16 protein-coding genes, 1 tRNA gene and 1 pseudogene are annotated in these 16,465 nt (G+C 57.8%); 11 read left to right on the forward strand and 7 right to left on the reverse strand.

Annotation, left to right across the window (positions count from 1 at the left end; translation table 11 throughout):
• Positions 1-185 precede the first annotated feature (185 nt).
• On the reverse strand, positions 186-1,988 hold the full coding sequence (locus tag MOV76_RS07970) for an adenylate cyclase (protein ID WP_247264261.1): 1,803 nt from the start codon (positions 1,986-1,988) through the stop codon (positions 186-188).
• A gap of 626 nt (positions 1,989-2,614) precedes the next feature.
• Here MOV76_RS07970 and MOV76_RS07975 point away from each other — a divergent pair.
• The 3 genes from MOV76_RS07975 (at position 2,615) to MOV76_RS07985 (ending at position 8,396) form a co-directional block, all read left to right on the forward strand.
• Entirely contained in the window at positions 2,615-5,059 is a 2,445-nt protein-coding gene (locus MOV76_RS07975) for an arylsulfatase (RefSeq protein ID WP_247264262.1), read from the forward strand.
• 50 nt (positions 5,060-5,109) lie between these two features.
• The gene (locus MOV76_RS07980) at positions 5,110-5,523 is read left to right on the forward strand and encodes a hypothetical protein (protein WP_247264263.1); all 414 of its coding nucleotides are present in this window, start codon (positions 5,110-5,112) and stop codon (positions 5,521-5,523) included.
• A gap of 791 nt (positions 5,524-6,314) precedes the next feature.
• Complete coding sequence (locus tag MOV76_RS07985; protein ID WP_247264264.1) at positions 6,315-8,396, forward strand: choice-of-anchor Q domain-containing protein; 2,082 nt, start codon at positions 6,315-6,317, stop codon at positions 8,394-8,396.
• Between the two features lie 228 nt (positions 8,397-8,624).
• Here MOV76_RS07985 and MOV76_RS07990 read toward each other — a convergent pair.
• A pseudogene (locus tag MOV76_RS07990) lies at positions 8,625-9,198 on the reverse strand (AAA family ATPase).
• Between the two features lie 168 nt (positions 9,199-9,366).
• A tRNA-Arg gene (locus tag MOV76_RS07995) sits at positions 9,367-9,436 on the reverse strand.
• 140 nt (positions 9,437-9,576) lie between these two features.
• On the opposite strand from MOV76_RS07995, the gene MOV76_RS08000 reads away from it, so the two are divergent.
• A complete protein-coding gene (locus MOV76_RS08000) occupies positions 9,577-10,863 on the forward strand; it encodes a site-specific integrase (RefSeq protein ID WP_247264265.1) in 1,287 nt (428 codons plus the stop codon).
• Here MOV76_RS08000 and MOV76_RS08005 read toward each other — a convergent pair.
• Both MOV76_RS08005 and MOV76_RS08010 read right to left on the reverse strand, forming a co-directional pair.
• Positions 10,842-11,354: a hypothetical protein gene (locus tag MOV76_RS08005; RefSeq protein ID WP_247264266.1), complete on the reverse strand. Its 513-nt coding sequence runs from the start codon at positions 11,352-11,354 to the stop codon at positions 10,842-10,844. The genes MOV76_RS08000 and MOV76_RS08005 overlap by 22 nt on opposite strands.
• 89 nt (positions 11,355-11,443) lie before the next feature.
• The gene (locus tag MOV76_RS08010; protein WP_222371650.1) at positions 11,444-11,665 is read right to left on the reverse strand and encodes a hypothetical protein; all 222 of its coding nucleotides are present in this window, start codon (positions 11,663-11,665) and stop codon (positions 11,444-11,446) included.
• Between the two features lie 251 nt (positions 11,666-11,916).
• Between MOV76_RS08010 and MOV76_RS08015 the strand changes: the two genes are divergently transcribed.
• The 4 genes from MOV76_RS08015 to MOV76_RS08025 are packed head-to-tail and all read left to right on the forward strand — an operon-like array spanning position 11,917 to position 13,088.
• Positions 11,917-12,342, forward strand: coding sequence for a hypothetical protein (locus tag MOV76_RS08015; RefSeq protein ID WP_247264303.1), 426 nt, complete (start codon positions 11,917-11,919; stop codon positions 12,340-12,342).
• A complete protein-coding gene (locus MOV76_RS40305) occupies positions 12,342-12,614 on the forward strand; it encodes a hypothetical protein (RefSeq protein ID WP_408987988.1) in 273 nt (90 codons plus the stop codon). The genes MOV76_RS08015 and MOV76_RS40305 overlap by 1 nt, the downstream gene beginning before the upstream one ends.
• A complete protein-coding gene (locus MOV76_RS08020) occupies positions 12,586-12,798 on the forward strand; it encodes a hypothetical protein (protein WP_247264267.1) in 213 nt (70 codons plus the stop codon). Before MOV76_RS40305 ends, MOV76_RS08020 begins: the two co-directional genes overlap by 29 nt.
• Positions 12,798-13,088 carry a CopG family transcriptional regulator gene (locus MOV76_RS08025; protein WP_247264268.1) on the forward strand — a complete coding sequence of 97 codons (291 nt, stop codon included), beginning with the start codon at positions 12,798-12,800 and terminating at the stop codon, positions 13,086-13,088. The genes MOV76_RS08020 and MOV76_RS08025 overlap by 1 nt, the downstream gene beginning before the upstream one ends.
• 7 nt (positions 13,089-13,095) lie before the next feature.
• Here MOV76_RS08025 and ligD read toward each other — a convergent pair whose 3' ends face one another.
• Positions 13,096-14,142 (reverse strand): non-homologous end-joining DNA ligase, encoded by a 1,047-nt coding sequence (gene ligD / locus MOV76_RS08030; protein WP_247264269.1) that lies wholly within the window; start codon positions 14,140-14,142, stop codon positions 13,096-13,098.
• Between the two features lie 135 nt (positions 14,143-14,277).
• Between ligD and MOV76_RS08035 the strand changes: the two genes are divergently transcribed.
• The gene (locus tag MOV76_RS08035) at positions 14,278-14,691 is read left to right on the forward strand and encodes a hypothetical protein (protein ID WP_247264270.1); all 414 of its coding nucleotides are present in this window, start codon (positions 14,278-14,280) and stop codon (positions 14,689-14,691) included.
• Positions 14,688-14,894, forward strand: coding sequence for a hypothetical protein (locus MOV76_RS08040; protein WP_246644758.1), 207 nt, complete (start codon positions 14,688-14,690; stop codon positions 14,892-14,894). The genes MOV76_RS08035 and MOV76_RS08040 overlap by 4 nt, the downstream gene beginning before the upstream one ends.
• Positions 14,895-14,928: 34 nt before the next feature.
• On the opposite strand, the gene MOV76_RS08045 is transcribed toward MOV76_RS08040, so the two are convergent.
• Positions 14,929-15,351, reverse strand: coding sequence for a hypothetical protein (locus tag MOV76_RS08045; RefSeq protein ID WP_247264271.1), 423 nt, complete (start codon positions 15,349-15,351; stop codon positions 14,929-14,931).
• A 67-nt stretch (positions 15,352-15,418) separates the two neighbouring features.
• Between MOV76_RS08045 and MOV76_RS08050 the strand changes: the two genes are divergently transcribed.
• On the forward strand, positions 15,419-15,793 hold the full coding sequence (locus MOV76_RS08050; RefSeq protein ID WP_247264272.1) for a thermonuclease family protein: 375 nt from the start codon (positions 15,419-15,421) through the stop codon (positions 15,791-15,793).
• Positions 15,794-16,465 lie beyond the last annotated feature (672 nt).

A 16,465-nucleotide genomic window follows, 5' to 3' on the forward strand; every position in this document is an offset into this window, starting at 1 on the left:
AAGTCAAACGTGTCGGGAGAGGATGAGATCGCGATCCAGGGATGACCGCCTCATTCGCTCCGCCCCTTTGTCCTGTTGCATCAGCTATTGTGCGGCAAAGACGAGCTCGGCGCTCGTAACATCGGGTATGCTCTGTAGTACACGCACCGTAAAGCAGATACGGACAACGCCTCAGGGCTGTGGGATCAAAGACCTGACCCAACGGTCGAAACTGTGGTTGCGGTTCGACTGCTTATGGCCAGTCCCGCCTTTCGGATTGCGGCGCTGAACCGCTCCTGATCCACGGGGCGGACGTTTCGGGACTGAAGTTCCGCCGCTAAGTTGGGCAGGAAGTCCGGGCGCATTTCAACGAACTTTGCGCCTTCGCGCCGTGCCTCAGCCTCAAATCCATTCTCGGCATAGATAACCGCGGCAACGAGGTGGAATAGCGGGAATTTCTGCAAATCGGCCTGTCTGATTTCCGCGACCGCCGTCTTGCCGTCGTTCAGCATGAACGCAGCAAGCGCTCGTGTCCCGTGATAGTAACCGCCGCCACCCGGATTGAGAACGATGGCCCGCTCAAGAAGTGCTGCCCCGCGAGCCCAATCCCCGCCCATCGCCACGCGTGTCCCGAACTCTCCAAGCAGTTCCGTGTCGTTCGGGTTGGTTGCGAGCGCCAGTTCGCCAACGCGTAAAGCCTCATCCAGCTGCTGATTGAAGAACAGCGCCATCATCAATGCCTGATGCGCGCGCGTGCTGCCGGGATCAAGCTGGATTGCGCGCCGCGCCGCGACGAGGCTACGCTCGATTGGAATGGACGATCCCCGCCGCGCATTGAAGTCGAACCGATCTTCGTCGAGGTAGACGATCGACAGCATCGCCCATGCGGTCGCGAACGATGGATAACGAGCGACCGCACTTTCAAGGCAATCCCTGACCTGCCGATGCCGTTCCGGACTCAACTCGGTTCGATAGGTGTAGAAGCTTAATGTGCAGGCATAGGCGCCGAGATCGTCGGGAGGTTGATTGGCGACATCTTCCTGCGCGATAACTCCATAGGGTTGAGCAATGGCCGTCGCCACCCTGTTTGCGACGTCTGCCTGGATCGCGAACAGATCGCCCGAACCCATGTTCTCGTCATAGATCTGCGACCACAGGATTTCGCCGTTGTCCGTATCAAGCAGCCGCGCGGTAACTCGCATCTTGTCCCCCGAAATACGCACTCCTCCCATCAACAGATAGCCGGCACCGAGTGCGTTCCGGACGCGAGAAGCATCGACTTCGGGCGACAACGATCTGGACGTCTCACGGCCGAAGACCTTGATCTCCTTGAAGCGTGGCAAGGCTGTGAGAAGCTCCTCGGTCAGGCCGGCCGAAAAAATCTCCGCCTTAGGATCCTCACCAAGATTCGCAAACGGGGCAACGACCAGACTTGCCGTATGCATTTCCGGCATCGCCGTCGGATTGCGGACAAAAGACGGTGATCCGCTTTGCACCTGATACAGGAAGGTCGATATCAGAGCTGGAATCAACAGACTGGCGACAAGCCACCTTCCATACCCGTGAAACCTGCCAATACCGACTGGTCCATCTGCGGGCGCAGATGCGCCAACGGAAGACTTGGTGTCTCCCGGGCTGCTCCAGACGAACGTTGGAACATAGCCCCCTTTCGGAATGTCCATTCGAACAGGATCATCCTGTCCGGCTACAAGATAGTAGCGCTCCAAGCTTTGCCGCAGCCGTCCCGCCCCGATCCGCACGACCGGGTCGTCCTGCGAGAAGCCTTGGGAGCGCTTGAACACCTCCACCGCAACGGAATAGCCCTTGATGCGCTTGGCGTTGCCTGCGAGCGTCTCTTCTGTGATGTACCGCAGGAAATCGGCGCTACGGCCCGTGTGGGGAAACTCCGGATTCGCGATGATGCGCTCAAGCTGCCTGCGAATATCATCAGGTCCGGGAGGCGGTCGCGTGGAAGGTCGTGCAGCATCGGCTGCCATCGCATTCTGCATGACATGCTCCTCACCGCTCTTGAGGGCGCAACTACCAGAAATTTTATTAGTGTAATCTACTGCACAAAGTCATCCGCGTCCACGGAGATGTCGTGGACGCGCCTTGGCGTTGCCTGCACGGCAGTTGCGGGCTTACCGTGTGTTACCGTCACATACGTTGCTTTTTTCAGTGCCCCGGCCAGGATGCAATCGGCGGTCGACATCCCACCCGAAGTGAGCGTGCCCGCCGTGGAGTGGCGACACGCTCCGTTGTGCCTAATTGGTTTGCTGGAGCAACGGCTCATCAAGCGCGAGGTATAACGGTGACACGGCAAAATCGGGATGGCGTCGTCAACAGCCGCGGACTTGCCGCATGAGCGCATCGACGATCGCCGCAATTGTCTTCGGTTGCCTCGCACTTGCTTCGGCGGTCGGAATGATCGTGCGGTATCGGCTGCCGCATCAGGGTGAAGGCCCTGCCGCGTAGTTGCTGCCGTTGTTACGGTAACATACGTTGATTGTGGATCGCGTTGAGCGATCATCGCGGACGTCCGCCCCCGTCGCGATGGGCGCGAAGCCGTCGTGCCCACCTGTTGGCAGCCACCATACCGGTCCGCGCCGCGACGTTATCCAGGAGGAGAAATTCCATGTGCCGTCGAAATGCGTTGCACTTTTCTCGCGGCGCGCTCGCCGCGCTGGGTTTCACAGCTTTGACCGGGTTGGGCGGCTGTCCTGCGGCATTCGCGCAGGCGGTCACGGGAGCGCCCGGAGCGACGATCACCCTCGACGGCAAGCAGCTTCCGCCTCCCGCACCGAATTTCGGCGGCGTCATCAAGGAGAAAGCCTCGGAGTCACAGCCTTGGTGGGCGCCGCGCGTCGTGCCGCCAAAGGGTGCGCCGAACGTATTGCTGATCATGACGGACGACCAGGGATTCGGTGCACCCAGCACCTTTGGCGGCGTCATTCCCACCCCTGCAATGGACCGCATTGCAAACCAGGGGTTGCGCTTCACCAATTTCCATTCAACGTCACTTTGTTCGCCGACACGGGCTGCATTGATTACGGGGCGAAACCACCATTCGGTCGGCGCCGGGGTCGTCGGCGAAATTGCGACGGGCTATCCGGGTTATGATTCCATCATCCCGATCGAGAAAGGCACCATCGGCACGATCCTCAGGGAGAATGGCTACGCGACATCGTGGTTCGGCAAGAACCACAACACGCCTTCCTATCAATCGAGCCAGGCAGGGCCGTTCAATCAATGGCCAACGGGTATGGGCTTTGAATATTTCTACGGTTTTGTCGGCGGTGACGCCAGCCAATGGCAGCCCAACCTCTACCGCAATACGACTGCGATCTATCCCTTCGAAGGAAATCCGACCTGGAACCTGGAAACGGCGATGGCCGACGAGGCCATCCACTACATGAAGCAATTGAAGGAGATTGCCCCCGAGAAACCTTGGCTTGTCTATTACGTCCCGGGCGCCACCCATGCACCGCATCACCCCACACCGGAATGGGTCAAGAAGATCAGCGATATGCACCTCTTCGACGAAGGATGGAACAAGCTGCGCGAGACGATCTTCGCCAACCAAAAGCGGCTCGGCATCATGCCCGAGAACGCGCAACTGACGCCGTGGCCGAAGGAACTTCCGGAATGGGATAGCTTAGGCCTGGAAGAGAAGAAACTCTTTATCAAGCAGGCAGATATCTATGGCGCTTATCTCGCCTATGCCGACAATGAAATCGGTCGGGTCATTCAGGCCGTCGACGATCTCGGCGAACTCGACAATACGCTGATCATCTATATCGGCGGCGACAATGGCGCGAGCGCTGAAGGCATGCTGAACGGCACGCCGAACGAGTTCACCACCTTCAACGGAATCCCCGTGCCGGTGAAGGATCAATTGCTTTGGTATCCGTTCTGGGGATCGGAACGAACCTTCCCGCATTTCGCCGCGGCCTGGGCATGGGCGATGGACACGCCTTTCAAGTGGGTGAAGCAGGTGCCGTCGCATTTTGGCGGAACCTCTCAAGGTGTGGCGATGTCCTGGCCTGGCCATATCGATGACGTCGGCGGCATCCGTCGCCAGTTCCACCACGTCATCGACATCGTGCCCACGATCCTCGAAGCGACCGGCATCCCGACGCCTCAGACAATCAACGGCATCGAGCAACGCCCCATTGAAGGGGTGAGCATGATGTACACATGGGATAAGGCAAATGTCGATGCTGCCACCCGGCACACGACGCAATATTTCGAGATGCTCGGCAACCGCGCCATCTACGACAATGGCTGGGTGGCTGCGACGACGCCGGCGACCCGTCCATGGGAGTTGAGCACTGCGACGCCTCCCGATGTCATCAGTGGCTACAACTGGGAACTCTACAACGTCAACGATGATCCGACCCAGTTCAACGACCTTGCCGCCAAGCTGCCGGACAAGCTCAAGCAGATGCAGGACCTCTTCTATTCCGAGGCGAAGAAGTACAACGTCCTGCCATTGGACAATTCGACGCTTTCCCGCTGGAACACGCCGCGCCCGAACCTGACTGCCGGACGAACCGAGTTTGCCTATTCGGGAGAACTCAGCGGCGTGCCGCCCAGTGCAGCGCCGAGCGTCTTGAACAAGTCCTATACGATCACGGCCGAGGTCGAGATACCCGAAGGCGGCGCGGAGGGCATGATCGTCACCGAGGGCGGCCGGTTCGGCGGCTACGGCTTGTTCCTCAGCAAGGGCGACTTCGGCGTCGGGCGAGGCAGGGTGGTGTTTCTCTACAACCTTCTCGACCTGAAGCGCACCATGTGGGAAGGGCCGGAACTGGAACCCGGCAAACACGAGATCGTCTTCACGTTCAAGTCCGATGGTCCAGGCCTGGGAAAAGGCGGCACAGGCGTGCTGTCGGTGGACGGCAAGGACGTGGCGACGAACTCGGTCGAACACACGATCCCGGTCACCTTTCCGGAGGATGAAAGCTTCGACGTCGGGCAGGATACGCGCACCGGGGTCGCCATGGTCGAGTATCGGTACGACGCTCCGTTCAAGTTCACCGGCAAGATCAACGAGCTGACTTTCAAACTCGGCCAGTAGAAGCGAACGTGGGTCTCCGACGCAAACGCCGAGATGTTCAAGGAGGCGACATGCCTGAAACCATGCGAGCGAATTCCAAGCTCCTGCTTTCGGTGACGGGCGTGGTTGAAGCAGCCACGGGCCTGGCGTTGCTGCTGGTACCCGCTCTTCTGATTGAAGTGCTGCTCGGGGCAGCGCCAGATACCCCTGTCGACATGACCGTCGCCCGTGTCGCTGGTGCGGCAGTGCTCGCCTTGGCCGTCGCCTGCTGGCTTGGGCGGCACGAAGCGGGAGGCAAGGCCGTCAGAGGACTGGTATCGGCAATGCTTCTCTACAATGTTGCCGTCACCGCAATCCTGGCATTTTCCTGGCTCCGTCACGGCATTTCCGGCATCGCGTTTTGGCCAGTTGTCGTGGGGCACGTCGGGCTGACCGTCTGGTGCGTGGCGTGCGGATTGGCGTCACCGCGCATCGCAGACCGTTAGCTGGCTGTCATCGATATCCTCATGTTCACCTGCCGCAATCTGCTGGCAACCTTTACCGTGTCATTGCAAAGCAGCCTTTTTCCCGCAACGCAATTGGCCAGATGCACCCGCTGCGGTCATTGCGCGATATCCGAGAAGTCGCTCAGTCTGCATCGTCATTTGTCATACTCAGAGATGATGTGAGGCGGTAGCGAGACGATGACTGCTTTCGTGTTTCTCATGCCGTGGAGAGAGACTTCGGTCATGGAGGAACGTCTTCGATTTGTCGCCCGGCTGCTCGAGGGCAAGAGTATGAGCGATGGGTGCCGAGGCATATTCGCGGCGGTGGCGCGCTTGAAATGCTGCGCAATGGGTTTGGTCGAATCAGCTACGGTCATGCCCCCATTACCATCTCGATCAGCACGAATTGGTAAGGCGACGCTGCCCAAAATTGCGAAATTCACAAAAAATGTCGATTCCGCCTTTGGCGAGAGGAATCCAGTCACGCCCCCTGGGTTTTTCTAATGTTTTCAATGGATGCGTTTCGCTATAGTTGCAGAAAGAATAATTCTCGGCATGCGGGACCTTTATACTGCCGTAATTTGGGCGACTCGAATTTCCGCAAATATTTCAAAATGTAACTTCGGAGTGATCGGGATAATGTGGCAGCAATATGGCTATGTTTCTCAAGCACTTACTGTCGCGTTGCTGTTGCGCCTTCCAGAATGTCGCCCTATAACCCCCCGCCGTAACGCCTGATTAACTAAAAATAGTAACCGGCAAAGACAACGCTAAGGTTGAGGAACAAGACCATGACGACATACTACGTAGCTTCGAGCAGCAGCGGCGGCGGTAACGGCAGTGCCACGTCTCCTTTTCACACGATCAGCGACGCGATGGCGTCGGACCTTAAGCCCGGCGACGAGGTTGTGGTGCGCGCCGGCGTCTATAATGAGTCGGTGAACATGTACAAGGATGGTTCCGCCGCCGGCTACATTACCTTGCGGTCGGAGGTACCGGGTGGAGCGGTGATCCACTCAGCGTCGGGCGGCGCAAATGGTATTAACATCACTGCTAACTATGTGGCGGTCGAGGGCTTCGAGGTCTACGGGAGCGCTTCGCACGGCATTGTTGGTGATGGCGTCCACCATGTGAGGATCGCCAATAACGTTTCCCACGACAACGGTGCGTCCGGCATCGCCTTCGCCGGATCCGACTTCATCACGATCGAAGGGAACGAGACTTACAAAAATGCGAGTTCTGGCTGGTTTTCAGGCATCTCTCTCTACCAGAACCGGAATATCACCGGGGCGCCGGACGATGGCAGCTTCCGCAACATCATCCGGAACAACATCTCGCACGACAACGTCACGAAGTCGGGTGCGCACACCGATGGCAACGGCATCATCATCGACGATTTCCAGAGCACGCAGACGAGCGGTCATCCGAACTACACGTTTAAGACCCTGGTCGACAACAACCTCGTCTATGAGAACGGCAGCAAAGGCATCCAAGTTACCTGGAGCGACTCCGTCACGGTGAAAAACAACACCGCATACCACAACAATCAGGACCTGCTGAACGACGGCACCTGGCGCGGCGAACTCAGCAACGCGCAGTCCAGCAACAACACCTGGATCAACAACATCGCCGTAGCCGACCCGTCGGTGAACAAGAACAACACTGCGGTCGATAACACGTCGTACGGCGGCTATACCAACGCCAACGTCGTCTGGGCCAACAACGACACCTACAACGGCACGGCCGGCCAGGCCTCGGTCAGGACCGACGGCGGCAACGCTATGCCGAGCACGGCGAACGGCAACAAGCTCGGCGTCGACCCGAAATTCCTGGGAGCAGCGAGCGACAACTTCCACCTCGGCTCCGGCTCGGCAGCGATCGACGGCGGAACCGCCAAGTACGGCGTCGGCTCGGTCGATCTGGACGGCCACGCTCGCGTCGTTGGAACTGTCGATATGGGTGCCTACGAATCGGGCTCCAGTGCGACACCGGGAACGCCAACCACGCCGACGCAACCGACAACGCCAACCACGCCGACGAATCCGACAACGCCAACCACCCCGACGGAACCGACAACGCCGACCACGCCGACCACGCCGACGCAACCGACAACGCCAACGGCGCCGACAAAGGAATTCATCGGCACCAACGGTAACGACATCCTGCCGCACACCGGCCAGTCCAACGGCGGCAACGAAACCTTCAAGGGTCTCGGCGGTAGTGACGTGTTGAAGGGCGGGGCCGGCGCGGACGTGCTCGACGGCGGTACTGGCAATGACACGGCCAGCTATGCGGGCTCCGACGCGGTCAACGTCAACTTGGCGACTAAGGTCGCATCGGGCGGTCAGGCGACCGGCGACAAGATCGCCGGCATCGAAAACTTGACCGGCTCAAGCTACAACGACGTACTGACCGGCGGCAACGGCGGCGGCAACGTTCTCACTGGCGGGGCTGGCGCGGACAAGCTGGACGGCGGCGCCGGCAATGATGTCCTCATTGGTGGTGCCGGAAAGGACATTATGACCGGTGGCATCGGTGAGGATACGTTTATCTTGAAGGCACCGACGGAAACCGGGTCCGGCTTGAACCGCGACGTCATCACCGACTTCCAGCACGGCGTCGATAAGATCGACATCTCGGCGATCGATGCGAATGGCTCTGCGGCGGGCAATGGTACCTTCCATTTCCAGGCACAGGAGAATGCCTTGTTCGATCACAAGGCTGGCGCGCTCGCTTGGCACTATGACGACAACGCCGGATCCGCGAGCGATGTTACCGTTATCCAGGCCGACACGAACGGCGACGGCATTCATGACTTCGAGGTTCAGCTGAAGGGCCTCGTCCACCTGGGGGCAGGCGATTTTCTCCTGTAACGATAGCGTTGTGGCGGTCGTCCGATCGCCACAACACGCTGGCCGCAAAAGTCGGCTACTTCGGCGCGCGGATGAGGGAGCCCCATCCGCGCGCTGCGATTTTTCGGCAGGCGTCAGCCGGCCTTTCGGGCCGGCTTTGCGTAAACCGATAGCTCGTCAGAACGCCTCACCTCCCGCCATCAGGCGTATCGACGATCGTAGCGCGAATAGAATCAACTCCGACGAATTTCAGGCTGACAGGTCGCCAAGGACCTTTAGAATATGCTCTCGGATCGTGTTGGCCGTTTTTCCCGGTGATGCGGAAGTGACGTCGAGCACCAATGTGTTTGGGTGGAGTGGATCGAAAACCCCCGCCCTCCGACTGCGATCCCTCGAGGCTGCCACATCCGTGGATTTCAACCTTTGGCGTCGCTCGGGGTTCGAAACCCGGCGAGCCAGCTCCTCTTCATCACAGCAATCGCACCGGCACCAAAACGGCGTCGCAGCCTTCGGCAGCACCGGCGATCTGTTGAAAGGTACGAAGGCTCCGCTCATCACCATCCAAGCCGGCATGCGTGAAAATGAAATTGGCGGACGGCGCGTAAGCGGTGATTGCATCAAGGACGGTTTGTCGAACTCGACCTGTAAACTCCCATATTCCCTTTGGAAACGGGGCCGTTCCATCCTCATCCGGCAGACGCAGAATCGGGTTGTTGACCCGGTGGTTGTCGACAATTTTTGCCGAAACCATGGCGCTCAACTCTTTCGCGATGGTCAACTTCCCAACGCCCGGGAAGCCTATGAGCACGATGCGGACACCCATCTTTCGCGACACCTACATAGTTTTCGTTGATAATCATGTCGCCCGAAGACATGGCCGTAAATGCATGTTCCAATCGGATAGACGGTCCACGGCCCAGCAGCTTCGTTTTACGGAAGCCGCTCTACCTGTTTGGCGAAAGGCATGCTGCATGGATGGACACTTGAAAAATGGCGACCCCTGCAGGAATCGAACCTGCGACAACCTGCTTAGAAGGCAGGTGATTTCCCTTAACTCGGCCTATCAACAGCTATCAACAGATATATGCGGACAGCCTGAATCCCAAGGCTTGCAGGGCTTGTGGTGAATCGTGATAATAACTTTGGCAATCACGACGTATCACCCTTCCGCCGTTACCCCGGCGTTACCCCGGAAAGACCTATGGCAAAAGCCCTGACCGTTCGCGCAATCGAAGCATTCAAAGCGACGGACATTCGACAGGAAATTCCTGACGGCGGCTTGCCTGGCCTCTACCTGATCATTCAGCCTTCCGGCGTGACTAGCTGGGCCATCCGTTACAGGTTTGAAGGCAAGCCAAAGAAGTTCACGATCGGCCCCCTGCCCCTTTTTCCCTTGGCTAAAGCCCGCGAAGAGGCATCAAAGCTATTGCGCGACGTCTCGGAGGGTAACGACCCCGCGGCAGCCAAAGCGACCAAGAAGGCGCTCAAGCTCGATATCGTGAATGATGCGCTCGACGAGTTCATCAAGCGATATGTCGAGAAGAAAAACCGACCTTCGACTATCACAGAGAGGAAGCGGCTTTTTGATAAGGACGTCCGGCCGAAGTTCGGCAAACGGACAATGAAGAGCATCAAGAGACAAGAGATTGTCGCTCACCTGGACGAGGTCGCAGAGCGGGCGCCTATCGTCGCGAACCGGCTGCTTTCGCTGCTGAGGAAGTTTTTTAACTGGGCTGTTCAGCGCGATATTATCGACGTGTCACCGATGGAAAAGAAGATCGATAAACCCAGTGAAGAGACGACGCGCGATCGGGTTTTGACGGATGACGAAGTCAGGCTTCTCTGGCTGGCATCCGGAAACATCGGCTATCCTTTCGGACCAATGGCCCGGCTTCTGCTCTTGACCGCACAACGTCGTAGCGAGGTCTCTGGTGCCCGATGGTGGGAAATCGATCTGGCAGGAAACGACCAGCAATGGATTATTCCGCCTGAGCGATCGAAGAACCGGAAAGAGCATTTCGTCGCTCTTGCAGCTGAAACCATACGCCAAATCGAGACGCTACCAAAGATCCGGCCGGCCGACGACGAAGAGCCGATTTTTCTCTTCACGACAACGGGGGTGACAAAAGTCTCTGGGTATGGTCGAGCAAAAAAGAACATCGATGCGGAAATGCTGAAGATAGCCAGGGAGGAAGCCGAGGCGCTAGGCCAGTCCGGTGCCAAGGTCGAGCTTGAGCCTTGGACATTCCATGACTTGAGACGCACAGCAGCAAGTGGGATGGCTCGGCTGGGCGTCCCGGTGCATGTCGTCGAGGCAGTGATCAATCACCGATCGGGGTCGATCAAGGGCGTTGCAGCGGTTTACAATCGCTACGACTATGCCGAGGAAAAGCGGGCTGCGCTCATTGCATGGGCGGACCACGTCAAGGGTCTGGCTCCAGACGGGACCGCTGCTTCTAATGCGCTTCAGGTCTCGGGGGGAAAGTGAAAATCGAGATAGCCGCCTAAATAGGATGCGGCACGGTTTATGGCTCGGAAGTTCGGATATTGCGCCTTGTATCCCCGCTTTTGGAAATATTTCTTAGTGCGGCAGTCCTCGTCCAACTCGCGCATGTTGATCTTCACGTCATAACAGCGCACGCGCACAGCATCTAAGGCCGGCACTCCAGTTTTCTTGTAAGGCTTCTTCTTCCGCCGGTAGCCGTAATAGCGGGCAACCGCACAGATATTTTCCCACTCGACGCCCGGGAAGGCCGCGCATATCTCATCGCGAGTGCCAGTCGGATAGAGCTTTTTCAGCAGCATCTTATCCAACGGGCCCCAAAGGTGACGTTTCCTGCATAGGCCGAGCGCCTGGCAGTGAGCACGAATGGCCCTTGCTGTCCGCGTGTAGAGAATTTGTTTCAGGGCGAAGTAGTCTGGATAAAACAGCCGGCATGCCAGGTTCTCGCCTTCCGTCCAAACCTTTTGGCCGAACAAGGTATATCCGGAACGAAGGATATGGCCGCGAAGGCGAGCAGCCGACGCCGCGCCTCGTGTTAGATCACGTAGGTGCAAAATCCCCTCCCCTAGGAAGGCTTCTTGACTTTCATGGTTCGGAAGACATTGAAGGTGCCCGCTTTATCCGTGAACGCTTCAACAATGGCGCCAGGCAACGCATTCAGCTCGCGCAATTGCAGAGCCATTTCGGCAAATCGTCGCTTGAGCCCATCGATTTCCGATGCCCGAACCTGTTCGATCCTGGCTTCTATCTCGGCTTTCTGTCGTAAAAGGTCTTCGAGTTCGGACATCTTGATAATCCTCTCGCTTAACGAGAGAATTTTTGAATCTCTGCACAACGAAGTCAACAAAAAGTATGTCAGCCGGCGCTCTCTTTTGAACTGGGCACGCCAATCTGGCACACAATGACGACCGTTTCGGTCTAAGGTGCAATCCGCCAGCCGCACGCACAAGCTGCGTTAACGATAGATTAATATGCAATTTGACGTCGAACAGAAATCTGCGATGTTAGCGGCGGGCAACTGAGGGGTTATCCGTGAAAATGTATCTGTCAGCTCGACGCTTCGGCGTCGCGGCGATTTCGCTCGCTTTGGCGGGCTGCACTACGACGCCGTCTGAATTCAACAACAAGCCGTCGGCGGTGAGCAAAGCCGCGCTTTGTAAGACGGCACTGGAAACGCAAGATCCAGCATTTCAATTCCAGCTCGTGGCGGAAGTGAACCGACGCGGGATGAGCATGTTGGAATGTGAGCGGATGGTCGCCCAGCAAAGGCAAGCAGCCGCGGTTCTCGTGGGGCTTGCATTGGTCGGGACGGCTGCTGCGGTATGCGCGAATGGAAATTGCGGCGGCGGAGCATACACTCCACCGCGGCGCTATCCAGGCAACTGTCAATACGATTGGCAATATGACGCCGCGGGCAATAAGTGCGGCGGCAGAAGCGCAATGTCGCGTCCGGGAGGTTGGTAATGCGGAAATTGATGGCGGTGTTGTATGCGAGCGCTCTGCTAGGCCCAAGCTTCGCAACCCCAGGCTTCGCGCAGAGCTTCGGCGGAAATGCCTGCGTGGATAATTGCGAGGGCCACAGGGCCGGCTATGAATGGGCGGAAAACAACGGTATTCAGAGCGAGGATGACTGTTCGGGTAACTCATCTTCTTTCGAAGAGGGATGCAGAACATATGTCGAAGACTCGGAACCCGAGGTTGAATACGATGACGACGGAAATGAGATTGAAGAGTAGCTCTACGGAACCGCGCTACGGCGTGCGCAAAGAACCAGATCAGACCTGGACGATATTCGATCGACGCACCGGCGAAACAGCCGAGCGGTCGGGCCTTATTCTTGCTCGGCTGAACCCAAATGTGGTGCTGGGACTGGTGCAGATCCTTGAGCAGATCGAGGACGCACCGAAGCGCCTACATTGATGAGCTCGCCCGACACCGCCACGCTCCTCGAAGACGCCGCCGACCGGATCGCAGATATTTCGCGAGCGGATCTCCAGATCATGCTTCGTCGGGCCGCGCTGCGACTGCGCAATGCCGGTGCGGTCTCAATGGAGGATGATGTCGAAGACGCCTTGCGAGACCTAGCTGGCGAGTTCGGGATGACGCGCAACGATACGATCAGGTTTATCGTCCGGGAATGGATGGAGAAGAACACCTATCTGCCCGTGCACAATGTCGATGAAGCCAGCGACGTGGATGGAACCGCTTGAACAGGTCCTAGTCGACCTCATAAACGGCCGCATTGTCCTGCACCTCGCGCAGCCCCTTATAAGAGGCATGCCGCAGGTTGCCATCTTCTGTCCAAGCCCTGTATTCGATCTCGGCGATCAGCGTCGGCTGCAGCCAGACAACGTTCTTGCGAGCGCCTGAGTATGGGAGCGGTGGCGTCTTGCGGGTGATCTTGTCCATCATGCCGCGAAGCTCTGAGACATCGCTCTCTTTGAAGCCTGTCCCGACCGACCCGACATAAACCAAGCCGTCACCCATGCGGGCGGCAAGGAGCAGTGACGCGATCTGGCGCCGCGCAGCCGTGGATCGCTCATAGCCAACGACGAAGAAGCTGTCGCTCTGGACGCACTTGATCTTCAGCCAGTCGCCGAGCCGGCCGGAGCGATAAGGCGCGTCCCGGCGCTTGGCGATTATGCCTTCCAACCCGTGTTCGCAAGCGCTTGCCAGCAGCTGATCGCCGTCGGCCTCGATCTCCTCGGAAAGCCGGATATCGCCCTGCTCGCCGGCCGGCACCAGATCATCGAGCAGATGCCGGCGCATGCTGAGTTCGGAATTTCTCAGATCGTGACCGTCGAAATAGAGCAGATCGAAGGCCATGAAGATGGCGTCGCTTGAAATCTTCTCGCCGACCCGGCCGCCGAGCGATTGTTGCAGCAGGCCGAAATCCGACCTGCCCTTCTCGTCGAGAACCACTGCCTCGCCATCGAGGATTGCCGTGCCAACAGGAAGCCACATGGCCGCTTGTTTGATCGCCGGGAAACGATGCGTCCAGTCATGGCCGCCGCGCGTCAGGATGCGAATGCCCGTCGGCTCGATATGAACCCCCAAGCGATAGCCATCCCATTTGATCTCATAAACCCAGTCGCTGCCCTTCGGCGGCTTGGTCTTCAGAAGCGCAAGACACGGCTCAATGCGATCTGGCATAGGGTCGAGGAGAAGGTTCGGCTGCGCAGGATTTCGCGCTTTGCGGGGCCGGGATCGAACCGGCTTATCAGCATCCTGCAGGAGCGGTTTGGGTTTTGGCGGCTTTGTCATGCCTCCATCCCATCAGCAACGTCTTAAAAAGCAATTGACCCAGATTGATTATTGACTCGCGCCCGTATGCGAACATAATAAGAACATCGGCGCGGCGGCCGCCAATCTGAAAATCGAAGATGTGGAGAAACGGATATGCGAGAGCAGCCGGTCAGCGAAGCCGTGGAAGATGGTGAATGGGATGCAGGTCCCGTTATGTGGCCACCGGAGAAGGAGATTGAGGTCTCCGCAGCTCACGAAAGCCTGGTCAAGGCTGTGGCGGGCAGTCGAGGCGTGAGGTTTTTCACTGCCTACATCATTGATGTGCCCAGCGATTGCTTTTTGGGAGATGTCCAGATGGCGATCGACGAGATAGCCGGGGAGGCCTGCGGAATCCTGTTGAGGAGGCACGTGACCGGGGTGGATTCCGAAACGGGTGAACCGGTTTTTACCGACGAAGCCACGAGACCATTCAAATTCCCCTGCGCTGATGGAGTCGAGAAAGCCATATCGATCTTCTGCGAGAATCTCAGCCTGGCAGGCATCTTCCCTCGTCGAGTGCAGCCATGAAACCCGAACGAGATGTGAGCGCGGCCAGTGACGAACGACGGGAAATTGAAGCTGTCCTCGCCTATCACGATGCAGATGCCTGGGCAGCGATCGGCACGCTACTCGATGACATCCGGCACCTTCGTAGGCAGTTGGCGTTGGCAGAAGGCGCCATGAGCCGAGGCATGACCCGTGGATGGTTGCCGGACTATGACCGTCGATGATTGGAATTCGTCCGACGCCGGCACGGGGCTAAAGTCATATGCAGGCAAGCGGGTGGGCGTGATCTGCGAGGAATGCGAGATTTTGAAATTCTTCGAGGGGGACGAGCTCATCGCAAAGCATGGCAATGCTTCTATGCCTTCGCTCCTCCCAACGCTCGCAAAGGAAAATCTCGGATGCCAGCGCACCGAAAACAGATACTACGAGCGGTGCAAGCTTACCTATCACCACGGTCCCGAAGAATGGGCACGGCGACATGGCTATGTGAAGCCTGAGGACGCGCAGAAGAGGGATCGTGCCCTCGGCGATCTGGCCGAGTGGGAGGGTCTGGTGGCCTTTTGCAGGAACGCCGATTGCAAACGGAAACGGCCGCTTGATCGATGGGCACTGCAAAAACGGCTCGGCAAGGATACGAAGATTTCGGCAATAGGTCCGCGACTGAAATGCAAATGCGGTCACCGCGGCGCCAACATCGTCATTGGCTATGTGTCGAGGTGATCTTGGAGCGCAAGAAAAGGAATGAGAATTGATTGCTGGATTGATTATCTGCGCATCGTTGACCGTCGTCGACGGCGACACGGTGAAATGCGATGGGCAGAACATGCGGCTGCTGGGAGAAGGTGTTCCGTTCGTCTCGGGCATCGATACGCCGGAGATCGGATCGCACGCGAAGTGCATCAAGGAACGGAAAATGGCGCTGATCGCCAAGGGCCGTCTGAAAGAGCTTTTGGCGGAAAAAGGATTGCGTGTCGTAATGAGCGGCGCAGTCGACAAGACGCCGTCGCACCGGCCGCTCGTTAACATCTATCGAACGAACGGTGAAGAGATCGGGAAGATGCTGCTCACGGAAGGCTTCGCACGGTCGTGGAGCCCGAGACGCCGGAATAATTGGTGTGAATAATCCTCTGGAGGCCGCCCAACGTACAGGAGACAATATACTTTGGGTTAGGAAGTATTCGCTGAGCGGCCTACTTAAATAGTAGCAGAACAACATCGTCACTCGAAATCATTTTGACCCTCAGAGCGAAATCGTACGTGATCGCCACTCATGGTCAGTTGATCGCGTCATTTCCAGAGATAGCCCAAAGCTTCAGGACGATTGGTGCATATCAATTTTATGCCCCAGGGGAACAAATCCCGGATCCGCGAGTACGACGGTCGGCCGCGCGGAACATGATGTCATGTCGGTCACCGCGCGGCTAACTCCCCTCAACTAGCCTCGCCTTTGGGCGGGGCTTTTTTCCGGATGATCACTCAGTCGATTTTCAGCCAGCACCTCAACCAAGCAACGGCGCCGTCGCTGGCATATGCAACCGAAGAAGCAACGTTGGGAACTTTTCCGATGATCTACGGTTAGGCCACGAGGATCGCACAGGCGCCCCATACTGGGGTTGTCCGCTTCCCTCTTTCATCCTGTGCGGTCCGTCCTTTTCCAAATTGCCCCGTTTTCTTTTGATCCGCGCGGCGTGCAATGACGGGAACTTAAACGGTCCCTTTTTTGTTATATCTGCAGGAAAGCACGGGTAGTTTGTTCCTCCTGTGCAATCCAATAGACTGGCTCCGTCTCTCGGCG

Origin of the sequence: Rhizobium sp. PRIMUS64 (assembly GCF_023006465.1) — a bacterium.
GTDB lineage: Bacteria > Pseudomonadota > Alphaproteobacteria > Rhizobiales > Rhizobiaceae > Rhizobium > Rhizobium leguminosarum.

Coding starts and splice junctions, on each gene's coding strand:
- MOV76_RS08025 (WP_247264268.1), top strand. CDS start 12,798: ATGAGCTCGCCCGACACCGCCACGCTCCTCGAAGACGCCGCCGACCGG.
- MOV76_RS08000 (WP_247264265.1), top strand. CDS start 9,577: ATGGCAAAAGCCCTGACCGTTCGCGCAATCGAAGCATTCAAAGCGACG.
- MOV76_RS08035 (WP_247264270.1), top strand. CDS start 14,278: ATGCGAGAGCAGCCGGTCAGCGAAGCCGTGGAAGATGGTGAATGGGAT.
- MOV76_RS40305 (WP_408987988.1), top strand. CDS start 12,342: ATGCGGAAATTGATGGCGGTGTTGTATGCGAGCGCTCTGCTAGGCCCA.
- MOV76_RS08010 (WP_222371650.1), bottom strand. CDS start 11,665: ATGTCCGAACTCGAAGACCTTTTACGACAGAAAGCCGAGATAGAAGCC.
- ligD (WP_247264269.1), bottom strand. CDS start 14,142: ATGACAAAGCCGCCAAAACCCAAACCGCTCCTGCAGGATGCTGATAAG.
- MOV76_RS08015 (WP_247264303.1), top strand. CDS start 11,917: ATGTATCTGTCAGCTCGACGCTTCGGCGTCGCGGCGATTTCGCTCGCT.
- MOV76_RS07980 (WP_247264263.1), top strand. CDS start 5,110: ATGCCTGAAACCATGCGAGCGAATTCCAAGCTCCTGCTTTCGGTGACG.
- MOV76_RS07970 (WP_247264261.1), bottom strand. CDS start 1,988: ATGCAGAATGCGATGGCAGCCGATGCTGCACGACCTTCCACGCGACCG.
- MOV76_RS07985 (WP_247264264.1), top strand. CDS start 6,315: ATGACGACATACTACGTAGCTTCGAGCAGCAGCGGCGGCGGTAACGGC.
- MOV76_RS08040 (WP_246644758.1), top strand. CDS start 14,688: ATGAAACCCGAACGAGATGTGAGCGCGGCCAGTGACGAACGACGGGAA.
- MOV76_RS07975 (WP_247264262.1), top strand. CDS start 2,615: ATGTGCCGTCGAAATGCGTTGCACTTTTCTCGCGGCGCGCTCGCCGCG.
- MOV76_RS08020 (WP_247264267.1), top strand. CDS start 12,586: ATGACGACGGAAATGAGATTGAAGAGTAGCTCTACGGAACCGCGCTAC.